General features: G+C 37.5%; 14 protein-coding genes and 1 pseudogene. 11 read left to right on the forward strand and 4 right to left on the reverse strand.

Annotated elements, in window-relative coordinates; translation table 11 throughout:
* The first annotated feature begins 3 nt into the window (after nt 1-3).
* Both pqiB and C9I86_RS12715 read left to right on the forward strand, forming a co-directional pair.
* On the forward strand, nt 4-1,644 hold the full coding sequence (gene pqiB / locus C9I86_RS12710) for an intermembrane transport protein PqiB (RefSeq protein WP_080156190.1): 1,641 nt from the start codon (nt 4-6) through the stop codon (nt 1,642-1,644).
* Between the two features lie 2 nt (nt 1,645-1,646).
* Nucleotides 1,647-2,216 (forward strand): membrane integrity-associated transporter subunit PqiC, encoded by a 570-nt coding sequence (locus tag C9I86_RS12715; RefSeq protein WP_107276530.1) that lies wholly within the window; start codon nt 1,647-1,649, stop codon nt 2,214-2,216.
* Between the two features lie 76 nt (nt 2,217-2,292).
* Here C9I86_RS12715 and C9I86_RS12720 read toward each other — a convergent pair whose 3' ends face one another.
* Nucleotides 2,293-2,949: an HAD family phosphatase gene (locus C9I86_RS12720; RefSeq protein ID WP_080156188.1), complete on the reverse strand. Its 657-nt coding sequence runs from the start codon at nt 2,947-2,949 to the stop codon at nt 2,293-2,295.
* A gap of 211 nt (nt 2,950-3,160) precedes the next feature.
* Here C9I86_RS12720 and cqsA point away from each other — a divergent pair.
* Both cqsA and C9I86_RS12730 read left to right on the forward strand, forming a co-directional pair.
* Nucleotides 3,161-4,328: pseudogene (gene cqsA, locus C9I86_RS12725) on the forward strand (alpha-hydroxyketone-type quorum-sensing autoinducer synthase).
* Between the two features lie 297 nt (nt 4,329-4,625).
* The gene (locus C9I86_RS12730; RefSeq protein WP_107276531.1) at nt 4,626-5,774 is read left to right on the forward strand and encodes a M12 family metallo-peptidase; all 1,149 of its coding nucleotides are present in this window, start codon (nt 4,626-4,628) and stop codon (nt 5,772-5,774) included.
* Nucleotides 5,775-5,829: 55 nt separating this feature from the next.
* Here the strand turns inward: C9I86_RS12730 and C9I86_RS12735 are convergent, their stop codons facing one another.
* The gene (locus C9I86_RS12735; protein ID WP_107276532.1) at nt 5,830-7,884 is read right to left on the reverse strand and encodes a hybrid sensor histidine kinase/response regulator; all 2,055 of its coding nucleotides are present in this window, start codon (nt 7,882-7,884) and stop codon (nt 5,830-5,832) included.
* A gap of 175 nt (nt 7,885-8,059) precedes the next feature.
* Between C9I86_RS12735 and C9I86_RS12740 the strand changes: the two genes are divergently transcribed.
* Nucleotides 8,060-8,689: a class I SAM-dependent methyltransferase gene (locus C9I86_RS12740; protein ID WP_080156185.1), complete on the forward strand. Its 630-nt coding sequence runs from the start codon at nt 8,060-8,062 to the stop codon at nt 8,687-8,689.
* A gap of 91 nt (nt 8,690-8,780) precedes the next feature.
* Here C9I86_RS12740 and C9I86_RS12745 read toward each other — a convergent pair whose 3' ends face one another.
* Nucleotides 8,781-10,187 (reverse strand): amidohydrolase, encoded by a 1,407-nt coding sequence (locus tag C9I86_RS12745; protein WP_107276533.1) that lies wholly within the window; start codon nt 10,185-10,187, stop codon nt 8,781-8,783.
* A 314-nt stretch (nt 10,188-10,501) separates the two neighbouring features.
* Between C9I86_RS12745 and modA the strand changes: the two genes are divergently transcribed.
* From modA to C9I86_RS12775, 6 genes are all read left to right on the forward strand, one after another.
* A complete protein-coding gene (modA, locus tag C9I86_RS12750; RefSeq protein ID WP_080156183.1) occupies nt 10,502-11,275 on the forward strand; it encodes a molybdate ABC transporter substrate-binding protein in 774 nt (257 codons plus the stop codon).
* Between the two features lie 199 nt (nt 11,276-11,474).
* The gene (gene modB, locus C9I86_RS12755; RefSeq protein ID WP_080156182.1) at nt 11,475-12,164 is read left to right on the forward strand and encodes a molybdate ABC transporter permease subunit; all 690 of its coding nucleotides are present in this window, start codon (nt 11,475-11,477) and stop codon (nt 12,162-12,164) included.
* The gene (gene modC / locus C9I86_RS12760) at nt 12,164-13,264 is read left to right on the forward strand and encodes a molybdenum ABC transporter ATP-binding protein ModC (RefSeq protein WP_107276534.1); all 1,101 of its coding nucleotides are present in this window, start codon (nt 12,164-12,166) and stop codon (nt 13,262-13,264) included. The genes modB and modC overlap by 1 nt, the downstream gene beginning before the upstream one ends.
* A gap of 176 nt (nt 13,265-13,440) precedes the next feature.
* Nucleotides 13,441-13,734 carry a Bor family protein gene (locus tag C9I86_RS12765; RefSeq protein WP_080156180.1) on the forward strand — a complete coding sequence of 98 codons (294 nt, stop codon included), beginning with the start codon at nt 13,441-13,443 and terminating at the stop codon, nt 13,732-13,734.
* Between the two features lie 146 nt (nt 13,735-13,880).
* Nucleotides 13,881-14,237: a type II toxin-antitoxin system HigB family toxin gene (locus C9I86_RS12770; protein ID WP_107276535.1), complete on the forward strand. Its 357-nt coding sequence runs from the start codon at nt 13,881-13,883 to the stop codon at nt 14,235-14,237.
* Between the two features lie 26 nt (nt 14,238-14,263).
* Entirely contained in the window at nt 14,264-14,731 is a 468-nt protein-coding gene (locus tag C9I86_RS12775; protein ID WP_107180346.1) for a type II toxin-antitoxin system HigA family antitoxin, read from the forward strand.
* 900 nt (nt 14,732-15,631) lie between these two features.
* On the opposite strand, the gene C9I86_RS12780 is transcribed toward C9I86_RS12775, so the two are convergent.
* Entirely contained in the window at nt 15,632-17,431 is a 1,800-nt protein-coding gene (locus C9I86_RS12780) for a P-loop NTPase fold protein (protein ID WP_107276536.1), read from the reverse strand.
* Nucleotides 17,432-17,471: the final 40 nt, after the last annotated feature.

A 17,471-nucleotide genomic window follows, 5' to 3' on the forward strand; every position in this document is an offset into this window, starting at 1 on the left:
ATTATGAGTGATAACCAGCCGGTTGAGGCTAAAGTGCAACGTTTGAAACAAGTATCACCAATATGGATTGTTCCATTGGTTGCGTTAGGCATTGGTATTTGGATGTTTGTTCAATATCTAAATAGCCAAGGGCCTGTCATTACGATTCGATTGCCAAATGCATCAGGCATTGAAGTGGGTAAAACCGCGATTAAATCGTTGAACGTTAAAGTGGGTGTGGTAACCAAAGTCCAATTAAGTGAAGACTATAGTTACATTACCGTGACAGCTCAAATGGATAACGATACAGGGCGCATGCTTAAAAATGACACGCTATTTTGGGTGGTTAAGCCGCGCATCGGTAAAGGTGGTGTATCTGGCTTAGATACTTTACTTTCTGGTTCATATATTGAAATGCAACCAGGTGAAGGCAAAGAAGATAAGCATCATTTTGTTGCACTTGATGTTCCGCCAGTTGCTCCTGCGGATGCAAAAGGGTTACGTGTTATTTTAACCAGTCGTCAGGCGGGTAAATTAGGTGTTGGTGATCCAGTTCTTTATGACGGATTTACTGTTGGTCGTGTTGAACAAGTAGGTTTTGACATCAATAGTAAACGCGCTAATTACCAATTGTTTATTTTTGAACCTTACGATCGCTTAGTACGCACCAGTAGTAACTTCATCTTATCTTCTGGTGTCCAAGTGAAAGTTGGTGCTGAAGGTTTTGATGTTAAAATTGGCTCATTAGAATCATTAATTACAGGTGGCGTAACATTCTCTACGCCGATTGATGACCAAGGTACACAACAAGCGAAGCAAAAATCATACTACCGTTTATACGATAATACAGCGGAAGTTCGCGAGAAGACGTTTGAACAACATCTTGATTTTGTGATGCTATTTAGTGAATCTATTCGTGGCTTAAAAGCTGGCGCTCCAATTGAATATCGCGGTATTCAAATTGGTACAGTACAAAAAGTGCCATTACGTTTACCTACAAGCCAAGAAGGTTTTACCAGTAAGCAGATTCCAGTATTAGTACGCATCGATCTTGGTCGTGTTTATGATCATACTGATGAAGGTACTTTAGCGTCATTGCATGCCAATCTTGAAAAAGAATTTAAGAAAGGCCTACGAGCAACATTGAAAACCGGTAATTTATTGACTGGTGCATTGTATGTTGGCACTGATGTTTATAAAGGTGAAAAGCCAGTTCAAGCATTGGAATATGATGGTTATGATATCTTCCCAACTAAAGCAGGTGATTTAGCTGAGGTACAGAAGCAACTAACAAACTTATTAACGAAATTTAATAAGCTGCCTGTTGAAGATACTTTAAACTCAATGACGGCAACGTTAAAAGCATCTGAAAAAACCATGGCGACTATGCAAACAACGATCAATGATTTAGATCGTTTATTAAAGCAAAAAGACACACAAGCATTACCTGGTGATGTACGTGCGAGCCTAAAACAGATTCAGACAACACTCAATGGGTTTGGTCCTGATGCAGCACCATATCAGAACCTTGAAGGTGCATTAACACGTTTTGAAGCAGTGATGACTGAATTACAACCTGTGTTACGCCAACTAAATGAAAAACCAAATTCACTTGTGTTTGGTGATGAGCAAACAAAAGATCCAGTACCTGTTGGAGGTCGTTAATAATGAAAAAGTGGTTAATCATAGCAATGGCTACTTTAGCCGTAACGGGTTGTAGTAGTGCACCTGAAGGAATAAATACCTTCTTGTTGCCCGCGGGTAAAACATTGACCGTATCACACGCCAATAATCAACCATTATTGATTGTGCGTCCGGTTGAAGTTGCAGCACACTTATCAGGTACTGGCTTAGTTTATCAAACGTCAGCAACAGAAATAGTGGAAGCACAGCAAAACTTATGGGGTGAGGCATTAGCGAAACAGCTAACACGTCGCATTACTCATGACTTACGCCAAAAGCAACATCGTTTATGGGCAACACAGCTAACACCAACCTTATCAACAGTGGGAGCACCGCGTTTACAGGTACGTATTAACCAGTTTAATGGTGTATATACAGGTGTCGCTAATGTGGCTGGTGAGTGGATGATCATTGGTGCTAATGGTGACCTGCAAACAGTGCATCCATTTGAGTTTAGTGTGCCATTATCTAAAGACGGTTATAGCGCCCAAGTTGAAGCGCTATCAACTGCGGTTGGTGAATTAACAACTCAAATAGCAAATGCAGTGAAGTAATATCTTTACTTAAAAAGAAGCCCACAGGTTAATAGCTTGTGGGCTTTTTTATTACTTTTAATGTGGTAGTTACGCTTTATTGGTGTGTTTGTAAAAACGTTAATGCATCATCCATAGTGTTAAAAATATCATGTCCTAAAGCGCGAGTTTCAGTATCAGGCTCTACAAGGTCGATAATTTGTAACGTAGCCATATTGGCAGCGACTGCCGCTTTGACGCCGTTATTTGAATCCTCAAAGGCAATACATTGATTAGGCTCTACATGCAGACGTTGTGCCGCGAGTAAATATATTTCAGGGTGAGGTTTACCTTGAGTTACTTCATCGCCACAGGTTATATGTGAGAAGTATGTTGATAATCCAGCGAGATGAAGTTTTTTCTGTGCGAGTGCTTTGTGAGTGGAAGTGGCGACAACCATGGGGATTTTTTGGGCTTGTAGCCAGTTTAATAATTCGATGACACCGTGTTTAACGGGAATGGCTTGATGTTCAACAACGGCGTGGTAGTGCTGCATCCAGCGAGGGTGAAAAAGGCTATAATCCAACATATCACCGTAGCCTTGCTTAATGATAGGTTTAATCCCAGCTTGGTTTCGTCCAATCATAGAAAGATAAACCTCTTGCTTAAAAGGAAGGTCCATCTCACAGCATGTTTGCTTAAAAGCAGTCATACACACTTGTTCGGTATCAAGCAGTAATCCATCCATATCAAAAATTGCTGCACTATATTTCATCATATTCTCAGTGTGGTTATTTTTTTAGGTAGTCTCTCATAATATTAAAATTCAGAATAGGTTATATATAACAAATAATGATAATTGTTTTATCAGGATGATTTTATAAGATGAGCAAATAATAGGTTGTGTATTTTTTATTTGATAATAATATATCTTCGTTATTTATAAATATGTAAATAATATTATTTTAATTAAAAAGGAATATACCATGACAAACCATAACCTATCTAAGCCACTACCAGACTTTATAAAAAAAAATTGAATTTCATCTTGAAGAACTTATTTATCCTCGAAAAAACCAACAACATTTAGTTTTAGGTAAAAAACCAACAGAAAATGGGGTGTTATTACAGAGTAATGACTATCTTGCCATTTCTAATCATGATCACATTCGAGAAGCATATATAGAGTCGCTCAGTAATAATAAAAAAGACATTGTTATGTCCGCTATATTTTTACATAAAGAAGATGATCATTCATTTGAGCATCAGTTGGCGAGTTATACTGGCTTTGAGCATTGTATATTGTCTCAATCTGGATGGGCGGCGAATGTGGGCTTAATTCAAACAATTTTGCCTGTTAATACGCCAGTTTACATTGATTTCTTTGCTCATATGTCATTATGGGAAGGGGCTCGGGTTGCAGAAGCGCAGATTCATAGCTTTTTACACAATAATATTCGTCATCTAGAAAAGCTAATAAAGCGTAATGGCCCAGGACTTATTTTAGTTGATTCTGTTTACAGTACCTTAGGTACAGTCGCGCCTTTAACTGAGATTGTCGCGTTAGCCAAAGATTATGGTTGTGCTATTTTGGTTGATGAGTCACATTCATTAGGTACTCATGGACCAAAAGGTGCGGGGCTCGTTGCTGAATTAGGTTTAACCGATGATGTTGATTTTATAACAGTTAGTTTAGCAAAAGCATTTGCTTATCGCGCAGGGGCGATATTGTGTAGTCACAAAATTGGGCAAGCATTACCGTTTGTTGCGCGTCCTGCTATCTTTAGTTCTGCGTTATTACCTCATGAAATTGCAGTATTAGAGGCGACATTGAATGTTATTAAAAACAGTGATGATCGCCGCTCACGATTGGTAGAGCAAGCTGACAAATTACGTCATGGCTTAATCCAACTTGGATTTAATATTCAAAGCCAATCTCAAATTATTGCTCTTGAAACAGGTAATGAAGAAAATACTGAAATAATGCGTGATCATTTAGAAAATATGAATATCTTTGGTTCTGTTTTTTGTGCGCCCGCAACACCAAAAAATAAAAATCTTATTCGTTTTTCTGTCAATAGTGAATTAACAGATCAAGAAATAGAGGCTATATTACAAGCGTGTTATTTGATGAAAATCGAATTAGCATCATAATTATTACTAATATGTTCCAATAGCTAAATAGATGGTATTAAAACAATAAATAATATTAAGCCTGCTAATAGTATTTAGTGGGCTTATTTATTTTTAAGTATACAGTTTTTTATATTATTAAATATATACTTCTAATGTATTTTTGAGTCGATATTAATACTTTAATGAGTAATGAATACGATTATTTTAATTAATTGTTGATATTGTTTTTTGCAGCTGTAGTATTTATTACAAGATTAACGATTAATTATTTAACCAAATAAAATAAACATGCAGATGTTATTTTAAGGGATACTCATGCAAAAGAAAAAATTATGTATATTATTAGCTATGTTTACAGGAAGTGTAAATGCGGCTGAGTTTGAGTCACCATTAATTTTACCAACAGAGATTGCCCATACAGAGGTTGCATCACAATGGGCTGTTGGTCATTATCAAAATATTAAGCAAGCGAACCGAGTTTGGAATCATTATAATATTGATATTAAATTGTCACCGGCTACTATTAGTTACCTTGACTATCCTTATGAGACCATTGAGGAAGTTTCTGACAATATTAAACAAATGATCGCAAATGACCCAAGTATTATTAATAATACACTAACGACTTTTGCATCACAGGTTTCAAATACAACCAAGGGGCATGCACGCTCACCAATAGGATTTGAAGATCTAGAGTCAATGAATAATGCTCAATTGATCTTAAGTGCTGATAGTGTAATAAATAGTCGTTATAAATTTGTTTATGCTCATGAAGTTGGACATACTTTTGGCGCTAAGCATACTGAGGCGAATACTGTTGATAGTACTGATGCTCTGTTTAAAAACGCTTACGGCACCAAACAATGTAATGCGGAAGGAACAACCAGTTTAATGTCTGGCTTTAGCAGCTATAACCCGGCAAATGGCTTACCGTTTATCAATGGTCAAGCTGGTTGTGATCAAGGTCGTGGTGATGTCGTGAGTTTATTAAATGAAACGGCTATTGCAAAAAAAGGCCTTACGCCATTAACGAATGTACAAACATTAGCTGCAAAAGTACGCGAAGATATCAATGCTCAACAATTTGAAGTCACACTTACTAGAAGCAAAGATATTGATAACGCGCAGCAAGCAATGGTTTATGTTGCGACTAAAGTCAGTGGTAAGCAACAAGCCGCTCTAGCACCTAAAGAGGTATGGTTTAGCGCAGGCAGTAAAACTGCGACGTTAACATTACCTTTTGATCAAGTATATCCATTGTTTGATAACGCAATCTCTAATGAAGGTACGTACTTAGTTGCCGTGACTAAAGATGAAGTAGTGCCAACGGATATTAACCTATTGGATCACAATACACAGTGGCCATTAAATCATGATAAAAAAGAAGGTTCAGGTGGTAGCTTGTCTCTATTTTGGGTGATGATGATGTCGCTGGTGGCTTATGGCCGTCGTAAAATAATGTAATTAAGTCATTTTTTAAAAGTAGGTATGAAACCATACCTACTTTTTATTGGTGAATTTATACCTTTAACCATTTGTGAACGATACTTAATAACGTTGTTTTTGATGATGGTTTTAGTAAAAAGTCAGTGATTCCAATATTGATTAAATGGTTTCTATGCTCTTCATCTAAAGATCCTGAATAACAGATAATAGGAACGTCTTGATGTGCAGAATATTGAAGATTAGTTCTGATTTCTTTGGTCGCATCGATACCTGACATGATCGGCATTTGTGAATCCATCAAAATAAGATCAACTGTAGATTCTTGTAGATAAGAGAGGGCTGTACGTCCATTGTCTGCTTCTACAACCTCATAACCTGCATTTTTTAATAAAATACCTGAGTACAAACGTAATGAAATATTGTCATCAACAAGCATGATTTTAGCTTTGGTTATATTGACTGTTTTAAATACGTCATTTACTGGTGTTTTATGTGTAAAAATTTGAGTGCTTAATTTCTTCTGTAATTCATCAATATGGTCATATGTAAATAAATAGGGCTGATAAATTTTTGATAACACTATTTCTTTAGTATCATTTAAATGATGGATTAGTATCATCTTTATTGTTGTTGTCGTTATATGGTTATACAGTTTCATTAATAATTCATTTTGAATTGAATGCATATCAATAACGATGCAATCATAATCAATTGCATTAATGTCAGTAATGTCGTAAGTCGATGCTTGTTTATAATACAACGTGAAATTATAAAAGAACGCAATATGACTAATATCTGTTAATAACTGATTTTGACGACCTAAGAATAATATTTTTTTATGACACATTAGGTCATATTTCATTTTTTCAACGATTGAAGATGTTACGCTTGGTAATCGAATAATAAACGTTGTTGAAATATCTTCAGTTGAATAACATTCAATGTTACCAGCAAAAGCTGTAATGACTTTTTTACAAAAAGATAACCCTAAACCTGAATTGTTCTTTTTCCCTGAAGTATAATATTCGGTAAAAATATTTTTAATCGCGGTTAGTGGAATACCTTTCCCATAATCTTTAACACTGATAATTGTTTCATTTTTTTTACTATAAACAGAAATGACAATTTTAAAGTTTAGTTTATCTTTATAATAAAAAGAGTTCTTTAATAAATTAAAGATAACATAGCGCAATAAAATATCATTACCAAAAAATAGATTATCCTTGTTTATTTGAAAACTGACTAATTGGCGATCACTTTTTTGTTGATAGCCATAAACATTAAGTGCGTCAATAATCACATCGTTAATAGAAAGGTATTGAAAAGAATGAGGTGATATTTTTTGACTATCAATAGAATTAAGTAAAAGATTGATAGTATTATGGCCATTATTAATTATTGAAATATTGTCTTGAATAATATTACGTAATTTATGTATTTCAGCATTTGAGATCAGTCGATGTTGTTGAGGATCATTGGTTAATGTTTCAGGAAGTAATTCTAATAAGACTTCTTGAGAGGCGTATAAAGCACCTAGGGGATTACGCATTTCATGGGCGATACCGCTACTGAATGATCGTGAGAATAATTGCTTACTTTCAATTTCAATTCGATTACGGTAATTAAAACAGATACCTGTGAAATAAGAAAAGCTAAACACAATAAGGTATGAATAATGGAAGCCAATGCCAATATTGCCCATCGATAGATAGCCCAATAAGGCAGCGCTGCATGTTGCTATTGTGGTGCATATTAGAATAATTAGCCAATCATAGATAATAATAATAGACAGAAAAATAGCGGCCATAAAAGACATGATCCATTCAACAGACCATTCATTGCGTATCATCATATAGAAAAAGAAAAAAGGTAAACAAAAACATATAGTAAAAACAAAATGCTTTTCTTTATAACGAGAAAATAAGCTTGGCATATGATTTTTAATCGCAAACGGCAAAAATAATGCGGCACAAACTAACCGTAATGGTAAATTTTCATAGGGCTGGGGGAAAACATAAGCCCAAATAAGATAATAAGCAGGGAAGCCGAGAAAACCAAATAATCCTATAAAAAATAGATTTGGCTCGATATAGCGGTAAGCGCTGGTTATTCTTTGCTTAATGCTCATTACATTTCACATGACTACGGATGACTATTGTTAATGTTATCTGTGTGGTGAATCGTTGGCAAGTTTTTACTCCTTTGTTGTTATATTTTATTGTTAACAATAAAGATTAGTTAAAAACTCTGTTTGTCACTTTTTAAAGTGTTAAGGTAGCCACTTATCACTTTGGAGCGTTGTAATGTCTTTCTTTACTGCTTTATTTTATGACAATGTAATGAAATATACCGAAGAAGCTTGTTTGGTGGAATGGCGTCGAACGTTGCTTGAAAATGTAGATGGTAATGTATTAGAAATAGGTGCGGGAACTGGAGCGAGTTTAGGCCTTTATCCACAAAAATCGTCATTAGCGCTTTATTTATCTGAACCAGATCAACATATGCGAATGCAATTAGAGCAAAAATTACATTCACAATCGAATATTAAAGCGACCGTTTTATCTTGTTCAACTGAAAATATTGATAGTGATGATGACTTTTTTGATTATGTTTTTGTGTCATTAGTGTGTTGTTCGGTTAAAGATGTGGCTGCATCATTACAAGAAATTAAACGGGTACTCAAACCGACAGGGCGTTTCATTTTTTTAGAACATGTTGCCGCCGAGCCAAATTCTCGTTGTTATCATTGGCAACAACGGTTGAATTTTATTTGGCGTCGAGTTGCAGATAATTGCCATCTTAACCGAAATACAGAGCAGTCAATCATTGATGCAGGCTTTGTGATTGAAGATATTCAATATGAAAAAATGCGTAAAATGATTGCCGTCGTGCAGCCAACCATTAGAGGTGTTGCGCGTATAGCACCTGAGTAATTAGTGCTATGTGATTTATGTGCTAAGAACTAAGCATAAAGTAGAGAAAAGAGTGCACGACACTCTTTTCTCATAACCCATTTTTTGCGTGTTATTGTACTATTTCGCCGCTCTCAACCACGGTTTTACGTACTACATCAGCAAATTTCAATGCTTCATCACGCACGGTTTTTTCATTCACCGTCAGAATGTTACGATCTTCCATAAGTAACTTACCGTCAACCACTGAGTGCTTAACATTGGTAGCATACGCTGAATACACTAACGCAGAGTATGGATTATAAACCGGGATCATGTTGGGTGCTTTGGTATCAATCACGATAATATCAGCCAGTTTTCCCACTTCTAAAGAACCAATTTTATCTTCCATGTGTAATGCACGTGCCGCGCCAATGGTAGCCATTTTAATCACATTGATTGGAGGCATTGCCGCGCGATCTTTATTGACTAATTTGTGAACTTTCGCTACTTGGTTAAATTCATCAATCGTACTTAATGTATTGCCTGACATTGGGCCGTCTGTGCCTAAACCAATACGTAACCCATCGTTAAACATTTTCAATGCAGGTGCGACGCCTTTGGCTGATTTGATATTGGCACTCATGTTGTGGGCGACACCAACATCGTGCTTTTTCAAAATAGCGATATCTTCATCATTAGCATCAATGACGTGCGCGGCTAAGAAGTTTGAATTAAGTGCGCCAATCGATTCCATGTATTTAATTGGGGATAAGCCGCCTGAACGCTTAGCAATCACTTCACGCTCACGATCAGACTCTGCAAGGTGCATCATTACGGGCACATCATGTTTTAACGATAGCTTGGCAATGGTTTGCAGCGTTTCAGTCGAGTTTGTATAAGGGCCATGTGGTGCAAATGCTGGTGTAATACGCGGGTGATCTTTATATTGTTCAATAAAGTTGAGCGTGTATTTAATACCATCTTCCGGTGTTTTAGCACTCGCCACCGGGAATTGAATAATGGTTTCACCCAAGATGGCACGCATACCTATCTGATCAACGGTTTTAGCCACTTCATCTTCAAAGTAATACATGTCAGCGTAAGTGGTCACGCCGCCTTTTAGCATTTCGACGTTACCCAGTTGTGCGCCAATACGCACCATATCTCGTGAAACTAATTTTTTCTCTAATGGGAAAATATAGCGGTGTAAACGATCGGGCACATCATCAGCCATTGAACGGAAAACGGTCATTGAGGCGTGAGTATGGGAGTTAATGAGGCCAGGCATAACAATGTCACCATCAGCATCAATAGTTTTAGTTGCTTGGTATTCTTTGATGTTTGTACCATCAGTAACGGCATAAATCTTATTGCCTTTTACTGCGACCAAACCATTATCAAAGACGGTTTTATCTTGATCCATGGTGAGGACTGTCGCATTTGTTATTAACAAGTCGACATTTTCGATGGCATAAGCAGATGGGCTAATAAGCGAAGTTGCAGCTAAAGAAACAGCAAGTAAAGTCTTCTTAAACATTATGTATTACCGTAACGATGGATTTTTGCTGATAATACAGAGCAATAAATGAATGAAAATAACTATTTTATGCATTACTTTTATTTGTGACGAAGATCGTATTGAAAACCTGAATTTTTAAATAAAGGGTGTAAAAATGCTCAATTATCAGATTGGTAATCGATTGCTTTTTGTTGTTTTGTGAATTTTTAAGCTTTTACATGGCATAAGTTTGAATCAGGGAAAAGGGAAGTATTGGCTCTAGGAATTAAAATTTATGCTTGGTAAATATCGATATGTACATTACTATACATCGAAATATTATGGAGGTTGTTATGTCACTTAAATCTGCGGTTATTACTGCTGCTGTATTATCTCTTTTTGCACAACCCGCTTTCGCTGCTGATAATGTTACTGTTTTTGCTGCATCATCATTAACCAATGCGTTAAATGCCATTGCGGCAAAATATCAACAGCAAACAGGTGTTGAAACCACATTATCATTTGCTTCATCATCAACTTTAGCACGCCAAGTTAGCCAAGGTGCACCCGCTAATATTTATTTATCTGCGAATGAAAAATGGATGGATTATGCCGAGCAGCAGGGGGCTATAGCGGCCAATACCCGTAAAGATATCGTTAAAAATAGCTTAGTGATGGTTGCTCCTTTGGCATACCCACAAAATAAAGTGAATGTTAGCGCGAGCTGGAATTTAACCAAGGCATTAGATGGCACCCGTTTAGCGGTTGGTGATCCTAACTATGTGCCTGCTGGTATTTATGCAAAACAAGCATTAGAGTTTTTAGGTTTATGGAAACAAGCACAACCACTGTTAGCCAGCGCCAATAATGTGCGTTCAGCGCTGGTGTTAGTTGAACGTGGGGAAGCTCAATTGGGCATTGTCTATAAAACAGATGCTGAAATTTCTAAAAAAGTAAAAACAGTCTATCAATTCCCCGCTGATTCACATAAACCGATTGTATATCCAATGGCGCTAGTGAAAGGCAATGTGACACCAGCAGCTAAAGGTTTTTACCAGTATTTACAACAGCCTCAAGCCGCAGCAATTTTCAAATCTTATGGCTTTGATCAGGTTACAAAAAAATAGCGTGATTGATTAAACGCATAATAGTAATAGGTTAACGATAAGGTACTGAGTGAAAGCTTAGTACCTTTTATGTTTTACCCTTGATTGTGTTTAAAAATACAGCGAATAAAGCACAGAAATCAAATCATTGCTGACTGACGGTAAATGATTACCTATGCTATTGCTATAACGAATAAAAGTTTTTACAGGATTGTTGGTAGTGCTCACTGAATATGAATTAGAAGCGTTATTTTTAAGTTTAAAAATTGCCAGTGTCGCGGTAATTTTCAGTTTACCATTAGGGATTGGCTGTGCCTGGTTATTGGCACGCCGCCAGTTTTGGGGTAAATCATTACTCGATGGACTGATTCATTTACCGTTAGTGCTACCACCTGTGGTGATCGGTTACCTATTATTAATCACTATGGGTCGCCAAGGCATGGTGGGCAAGTGGCTGTATGATTGGTTTGGATTTACGTTCAGTTTTAGTTGGCGCGGTGCTGCGTTAGCTGTTGCGGTGGTGTCGTTTCCTTTAATGGTACGCTCAATTCGATTAGCTTTAGAAGGTGTTGATAAGAAGTTAGAACAAGCGGCTCGCACGCTAGGTGCATCTTCTACTCGTGTGTTTATGACCATCACCTTACCATTAATGATCCCTGGTATTTTGACGGGTACAATTTTAGCTTTTGCGCGTGCTCTGGGTGAGTTTGGTGCAACGATCACTTTTGTGTCAAATATACCGGGTCAAACTCAAACCATTCCTTTGGCGATGTACTCCTTTATTGAAACCCCCGGTGCTGAAAGTGAAGCGGCACGCTTATGTATTGTCGCTATTGTGATTGCATTATTATCATTGTTTGCTTCTGAATGGTTAACCCGCGTGGCAAGAAAACGATTAGGGGCTGCGTAATGAGTACGAAAACAGCGCAAAAAAGATTAAAAATGTGCTTTACCCAACAATTAGGTGATCTTGCGTTAGCCATTGATCTTAATGTGCCGATGCAAGGGATCACGGCCATTTTTGGACGCTCAGGTGCAGGAAAAACCTCATTAGTGAATGTGCTGAGTGGGTTAAGTCATCCTGACGATGGCTATATACAGCTTGGTGATCGTGTCTTATTCAATAGCCAGCAAGGTATAGCGTTAAGTGCTGATAAACGTAATATTGGTTATGTATTTCAAGATGCGCGTTTGTTTCCACATTATACGGTAAAAGGTAATTTGAATTACGGCGTTAAACATACCGATCAACAACATTTTGATGATGTGGTTAATTTATTAGGTATTGCACCGTTATTATCACGTTATCCGGCTTCGTTATCTGGTGGTGAAAAGCAACGGGTAGCCATTGGGCGAGCATTATTGACTAAACCCGATATGTTATTAATGGACGAGCCTTTAGCTTCATTAGACATGCCACGTAAACAAGAACTGATGCCTTATTTGGAGAAGTTAGCCAAAGAGGTCAATACACCGATAATTTATGTGACCCACAGTTTAGATGAGATTCTACGTTTAGCCGATTCAATGGTGATGTTAAACCAAGGCAAGGTACTGATTTCAGGGCATGTGAATTCTGTGTGGAGTTCTCCTGAAATGCGACCGTGGTTACCTGCAAAAGAACAGAGTTCACTATTAAGTGCGCGAGTAAATATTAACCATCCTCGTTATGCCTTAACACAAGTAATGTTGAGCCACGATGCCTCATTATGGGTGACACAGTTGCCACATCAACGAGGGGAGTGGGTGCGGGTACGTATATTTTCTAATGATGTTTCAATTGCGCGTCATTATCCTCAAGCGAGCAGTATTCGTAATATTCTTGCGGCAAGGGTTGATAAGATTCATTACGCTAATGATGAACGTGTGGAAGTTAAATTACGTATTGGTGAAACCCATTTATGGGCCAATATTACCGCATGGGCAGCGGATGAATTAGCACTAAAAGTCGGTGATCAGGTGTTTGCTCAGATAAAAGGTGTGAGTGTTACTAAAGATGATTTAGCTTAGCATCTTATAAATAACGCTATGATTTATATATTTATTATCCAATTGTGGTTAAAATATAACCTAAAAAATTGAGAGTATGAATTTATAGCACAATTATACCCCAAAAGAATATGTTAACTGTTGTTTATGTGATTAAATGAGTATCACTTTTATTTATCCATTTTAGAGTTAACTTAATGAAAAAAGTAATTTTAGCAACAGTAATTGCAGCGACGGTTATGACAGGTTGTGCACGCCAAACATTTATTATGTCACCTGCACCACAAACAAAAACAGCTGAATTAAATAAATCACAACCATTTTTCGTTTCAGGTATTGGTCAACATAAAACTGTTGATGCTGCGAAGCTATGTGGCGGTGCCGATAACGTGGCTAAAGTTGAAGTGCAACAAACGTTTGTTAACGGTCTATTGAGTGTCGTTACATTTGGTATTTATACACCACGTCAAGCCCGCGTATTCTGTAAGTAATAGTCAGTATTTGCATCATACCAAGCCTCCCACAGTGGAGGCTTTTTTTTTTCCTGTTGCATCTCATTTCTGAAAACAAGCCATATCGCTATATATCGTACTTTGCGATAATTTGGTCTAAAATTCACAGTAAAGGGTTAATATGCGTGCGGATCATCACTACAACTCGAACTAAACAGGCAATGTTGATGTTCCCACTGTGGCGAGTTGGGTTGACTCTCTGGCAACAGACATTCAATCGAGCAGGCTTAAAGTTTGAATCTTTTACTCAAATTAAAGCGCTTTGGCGTACACAAAGTGGCTGGAATATTGATCGTGTCCCTGCGCGTAAAGTAGGTGAAACGGCTTTTAACGGTGACAATTACGACCTTTACATTTTTGACGTTCATAAGAACGACTGTCGCATTTTGGCTCGTATTGATAGCACTCGCAGCAAGATTTTTATTCGTGAGATTTTATCTCATGCAGACTATGACAAATGGATTAAAAGTCATATTAAGTAATCACCTCCGTATATTTTGGAGCAGTTATGATTAAACACCATGAAAATGTTGGATTGAACACCGCAAATCTAAGCGGCATGTTTGAGGCAATGTCAGATGTCCTAAGTGACTACGCACAGAATGCCCTAATTTTATTTAACTATTCAACGAAACCAATTGAAACTGAAGCGGAAGTGCTAGAACGCGCTGAATTAATGGATGAGCTAATGGATATGGCGACCTCTGAAACTGATGTTTGTATGGTTTATGCCCATGCAATTTCAGACCGCATCGAAGAATTTGAAACGAACCATTTAATTATGCCTAAAGTTCCCGCTGTAGAAATGCTAAAGGGCTTGATGGATATTAAGGAGCTTAAACAATCTGATTTAAAACATATCGCGCCTCAAAGCGTGATCAGCGATATTTTAAATGGCAAAAGAGCTATTAATTTAGCTCAAGCAAAAGGCTTCAGTGAGTATTTCAATTTACCTTTTGAAACCTTCATTGATTAATAGCCGCCGTGCTATCGCTAATAAAACCGCCGAGCATGGCGGTTTTGTTTTATCTGGCCTTTAATTACCGCGCTGACTCTCGCCACTATCTCAATATTCTCGGTTAGCTGTCGGCTAACAAGATAGTCTGATCGACCACGATAAAAATTGTTCAGATACAAAAAAGTTTGATTAATTTGAGGCTTTAAAGTCGCTTGGTAGTTAAGGTACGACAGAATCGCTTGGTGATCACATATGAGTTAGTTACTTGGCTAACTCATATTTGCCCCGAAACGTTTTAGCGTAGAGACTCTCCTTAAAATGCTGAGCTTCATTTTTCCTTAGAAAATATTATCTGGAATGGGTGCGCAAATTGGTTAGTTGATGCAGTGCCAATACATGGGCAGTTACACCGACGGCAACACTGGATTGGTTCACCTTGATGCAAGACCAGTGCGAAGTGATTCAAGATACCGCAACCACACTCATCTACATTCACGAGCAAGCCGGTTATGTCTCAGTGGTGAAAGCCACTCAATCAGGCAAAGCGGTATTTCTCAGCAACTTTAGGAGGCTGTCGACCGATGAGGCCAAGCGAGATTAAGAGTTGAACCGGTTAAGAAGGAAAGGGAAAACTAAGCGAATGGTGGGGCCTCTCAATCTGACTAAGTCAGCAACCCCACATAGCATTTCAACTCACGTAAGCTTACTCCTACTGCGTGTTACGGCCGGGAGAATATCACCGTGTCGCATTCGCTCTATTGTGTATACGCCGCGCCCCATTAATCATCAACTTTAGTCAAAAAGCGAAAACGCACTGTAAGCGATTCTAAGTATTGAAATTTGCAAAAGCCCTAGCTCTTGTCGTGAGCTAGGGCTTCCTTTTAAATTAAACAGCGTTTAAACGGTTTTAAACATAATTTATTCCTTTGCTTGAGCTATTGCCTGTCTAGTTTTAGCATTTTTAATAAGTTTTACAGCTTCATCTAAATATTCGAGCAGTTCACTAATCTTTCCTTTCTGTAAAGATTCGCTGAGGGACTTATGGGCTACTTCTAGTTTTTCTTTTAACTGCCCAACCGTATCGAACTCATCAGATAGGAATTCGTAAATGTTAGATATTTTATATCTAGCCGCCATAAATTGACCAAACATAATAGTATCGTAGCGGCTCCAATTATTGACAACTCCTTCAACCACAACATCTAGATCAACAGAATCAAGAAATGGCTTGGTGTCATACTTTTGGTAGATAACGCTACTAGGTTCGCTCCACGATCGAACAAACAGTTCCTGAAGCTCATTTGATTCCTTGATTGAAACGAAACTAAGTAATTTTGTTTTAACCTCGTCTCTAAGCTTAGCTACCTCAGAGTTATAAAGATCGCGTGAGGAGAATCTGGCAAATGAGTGTAACTCATGTATGAAGAAGCCCTTGTGGAAACAAACAGCACGTGCTTTTTTTATTGAATCAGGAATGTTTCCAAGTAGGTAACCGTGTTCCGTTAAGTAAAGTAAGGTGTCTAAAGCGTTTATCCATTTATAAAATGGTTTAGATTCTCCTTCAAAAACAAATTTCTTCAGTGCATCAATACCTAGTTGAAAATCTGGCTCATTCATACCTGCAAAATTGAGCGAAATCAACGTATCTAATGGGTTAGATTTTAAAGGAAGATTAAGCACTTCACATGGGTTATCTGGTAAATCACCGAGTCCTAGAGCGAGCTTGATCATGGCGGGTGGAATGCGTCCTCTGGGTGATCTCATAATACTTTCCAATAAATCTTGGCGCTTGTCCTCTTCGGTCAATTTAGCCTCTTCAGGAGGTTTCTTTCGTTTATCAATGATGTCTAAGAACTTTTGTTTCTTAGATTCAGAGTTTTCACACAACTCATCAAATTTAAAGCCATGCTCATAATGCGCATGACAGATTCTAGCTACGGAGTCTATTAAAACGGCCTTTGCTACTTGGTAATCGACGTTCTCTAAGTGTTTAATCGAGCTTTTTATTCGCGCATAGCGCTGCAATATACGCTGCACAACCCTAAGGTTTGTTAACTTGAGTTGTTCGACAACGTGCTTAAAATGTTGCTTTATTTCATGATCCAACAGGCTTGGGGAAACTTTGTTAACAAAGTTAATTATGTCTGTCGTAGTAGGGCTAATATGAACTTGGTCTAAAAATGTTTTCTCTAATAAATCAGTGTTGTTAATCTGGTCTTTATTAGCAATTACTACCACCCAAACATTAGTGTTGTTTTCAGCAAAGTTTAAGCATTCTCCTAAAACTTCTGAAATTAACTGATCGCTAGAAGCTCGTTCAAGATCATCAACGACTAGTATTCGGTTGCTAACTTTCGAGAGAAGTCTATGTTTAATAGGCTTAGTCATAGCGTTCATAGCACTCAAAGTTGTCCCACTGTCTCCAGCTATTGCAGTCGAAGCTCCAACCAAATTTTTAATATATGCCCCAACATTCATTGTTGAACTAGCCCCTAAACTTGTACTAGCTAGAACACGATCTCTAAAGTCATCTAGGCTGGATAACCCGAACAAAGAAATATAGTGAGCCTTCATGTCAGGGATATTGTTAAGTTCGGGGATGAGTTTATTTTTAGCAAAATGTGTCTTTCCACTACCCCAAGGGCCTGACAGGAGAACAATTGATGCAAAACTTCCCTCTATTAAACACTGTTTAACTTGTTCGCAAACACGTTCCATAATTCATTTTTAGTTGTCAAATTTAACTAATATTACTGCT

The sequence above is a fragment of the Photobacterium sp. NCIMB 13483 genome, assembly GCF_003025475.1.
GTDB lineage: Bacteria > Pseudomonadota > Gammaproteobacteria > Enterobacterales > Vibrionaceae > Photobacterium > Photobacterium piscicola.

Bases quoted from the DNA above. Each gene is read 5' to 3' on its own strand.
- pqiB (WP_080156190.1), top strand. From the start codon at position 4: ATGAGTGATAACCAGCCGGTTGAGGCTAAAGTGCAACGTTTGAAACAA.
- C9I86_RS12715 (WP_107276530.1), top strand. From the start codon at position 1,647: ATGAAAAAGTGGTTAATCATAGCAATGGCTACTTTAGCCGTAACGGGT.
- C9I86_RS12745 (WP_107276533.1), bottom strand. From the start codon at position 10,187: ATGTTTAAGAAGACTTTACTTGCTGTTTCTTTAGCTGCAACTTCGCTT.
- C9I86_RS12765 (WP_080156180.1), top strand. From the start codon at position 13,441: ATGAAAAAAGTAATTTTAGCAACAGTAATTGCAGCGACGGTTATGACA.
- C9I86_RS12735 (WP_107276532.1), bottom strand. From the start codon at position 7,884: ATGAGCATTAAGCAAAGAATAACCAGCGCTTACCGCTATATCGAGCCA.
- C9I86_RS12730 (WP_107276531.1), top strand. From the start codon at position 4,626: ATGCAAAAGAAAAAATTATGTATATTATTAGCTATGTTTACAGGAAGT.
- modC (WP_107276534.1), top strand. From the start codon at position 12,164: ATGAGTACGAAAACAGCGCAAAAAAGATTAAAAATGTGCTTTACCCAA.
- C9I86_RS12740 (WP_080156185.1), top strand. From the start codon at position 8,060: ATGTCTTTCTTTACTGCTTTATTTTATGACAATGTAATGAAATATACC.
- modA (WP_080156183.1), top strand. From the start codon at position 10,502: ATGTCACTTAAATCTGCGGTTATTACTGCTGCTGTATTATCTCTTTTT.
- C9I86_RS12780 (WP_107276536.1), bottom strand. From the start codon at position 17,431: ATGGAACGTGTTTGCGAACAAGTTAAACAGTGTTTAATAGAGGGAAGT.
- C9I86_RS12720 (WP_080156188.1), bottom strand. From the start codon at position 2,949: ATGAAATATAGTGCAGCAATTTTTGATATGGATGGATTACTGCTTGAT.
- C9I86_RS12775 (WP_107180346.1), top strand. From the start codon at position 14,264: ATGATTAAACACCATGAAAATGTTGGATTGAACACCGCAAATCTAAGC.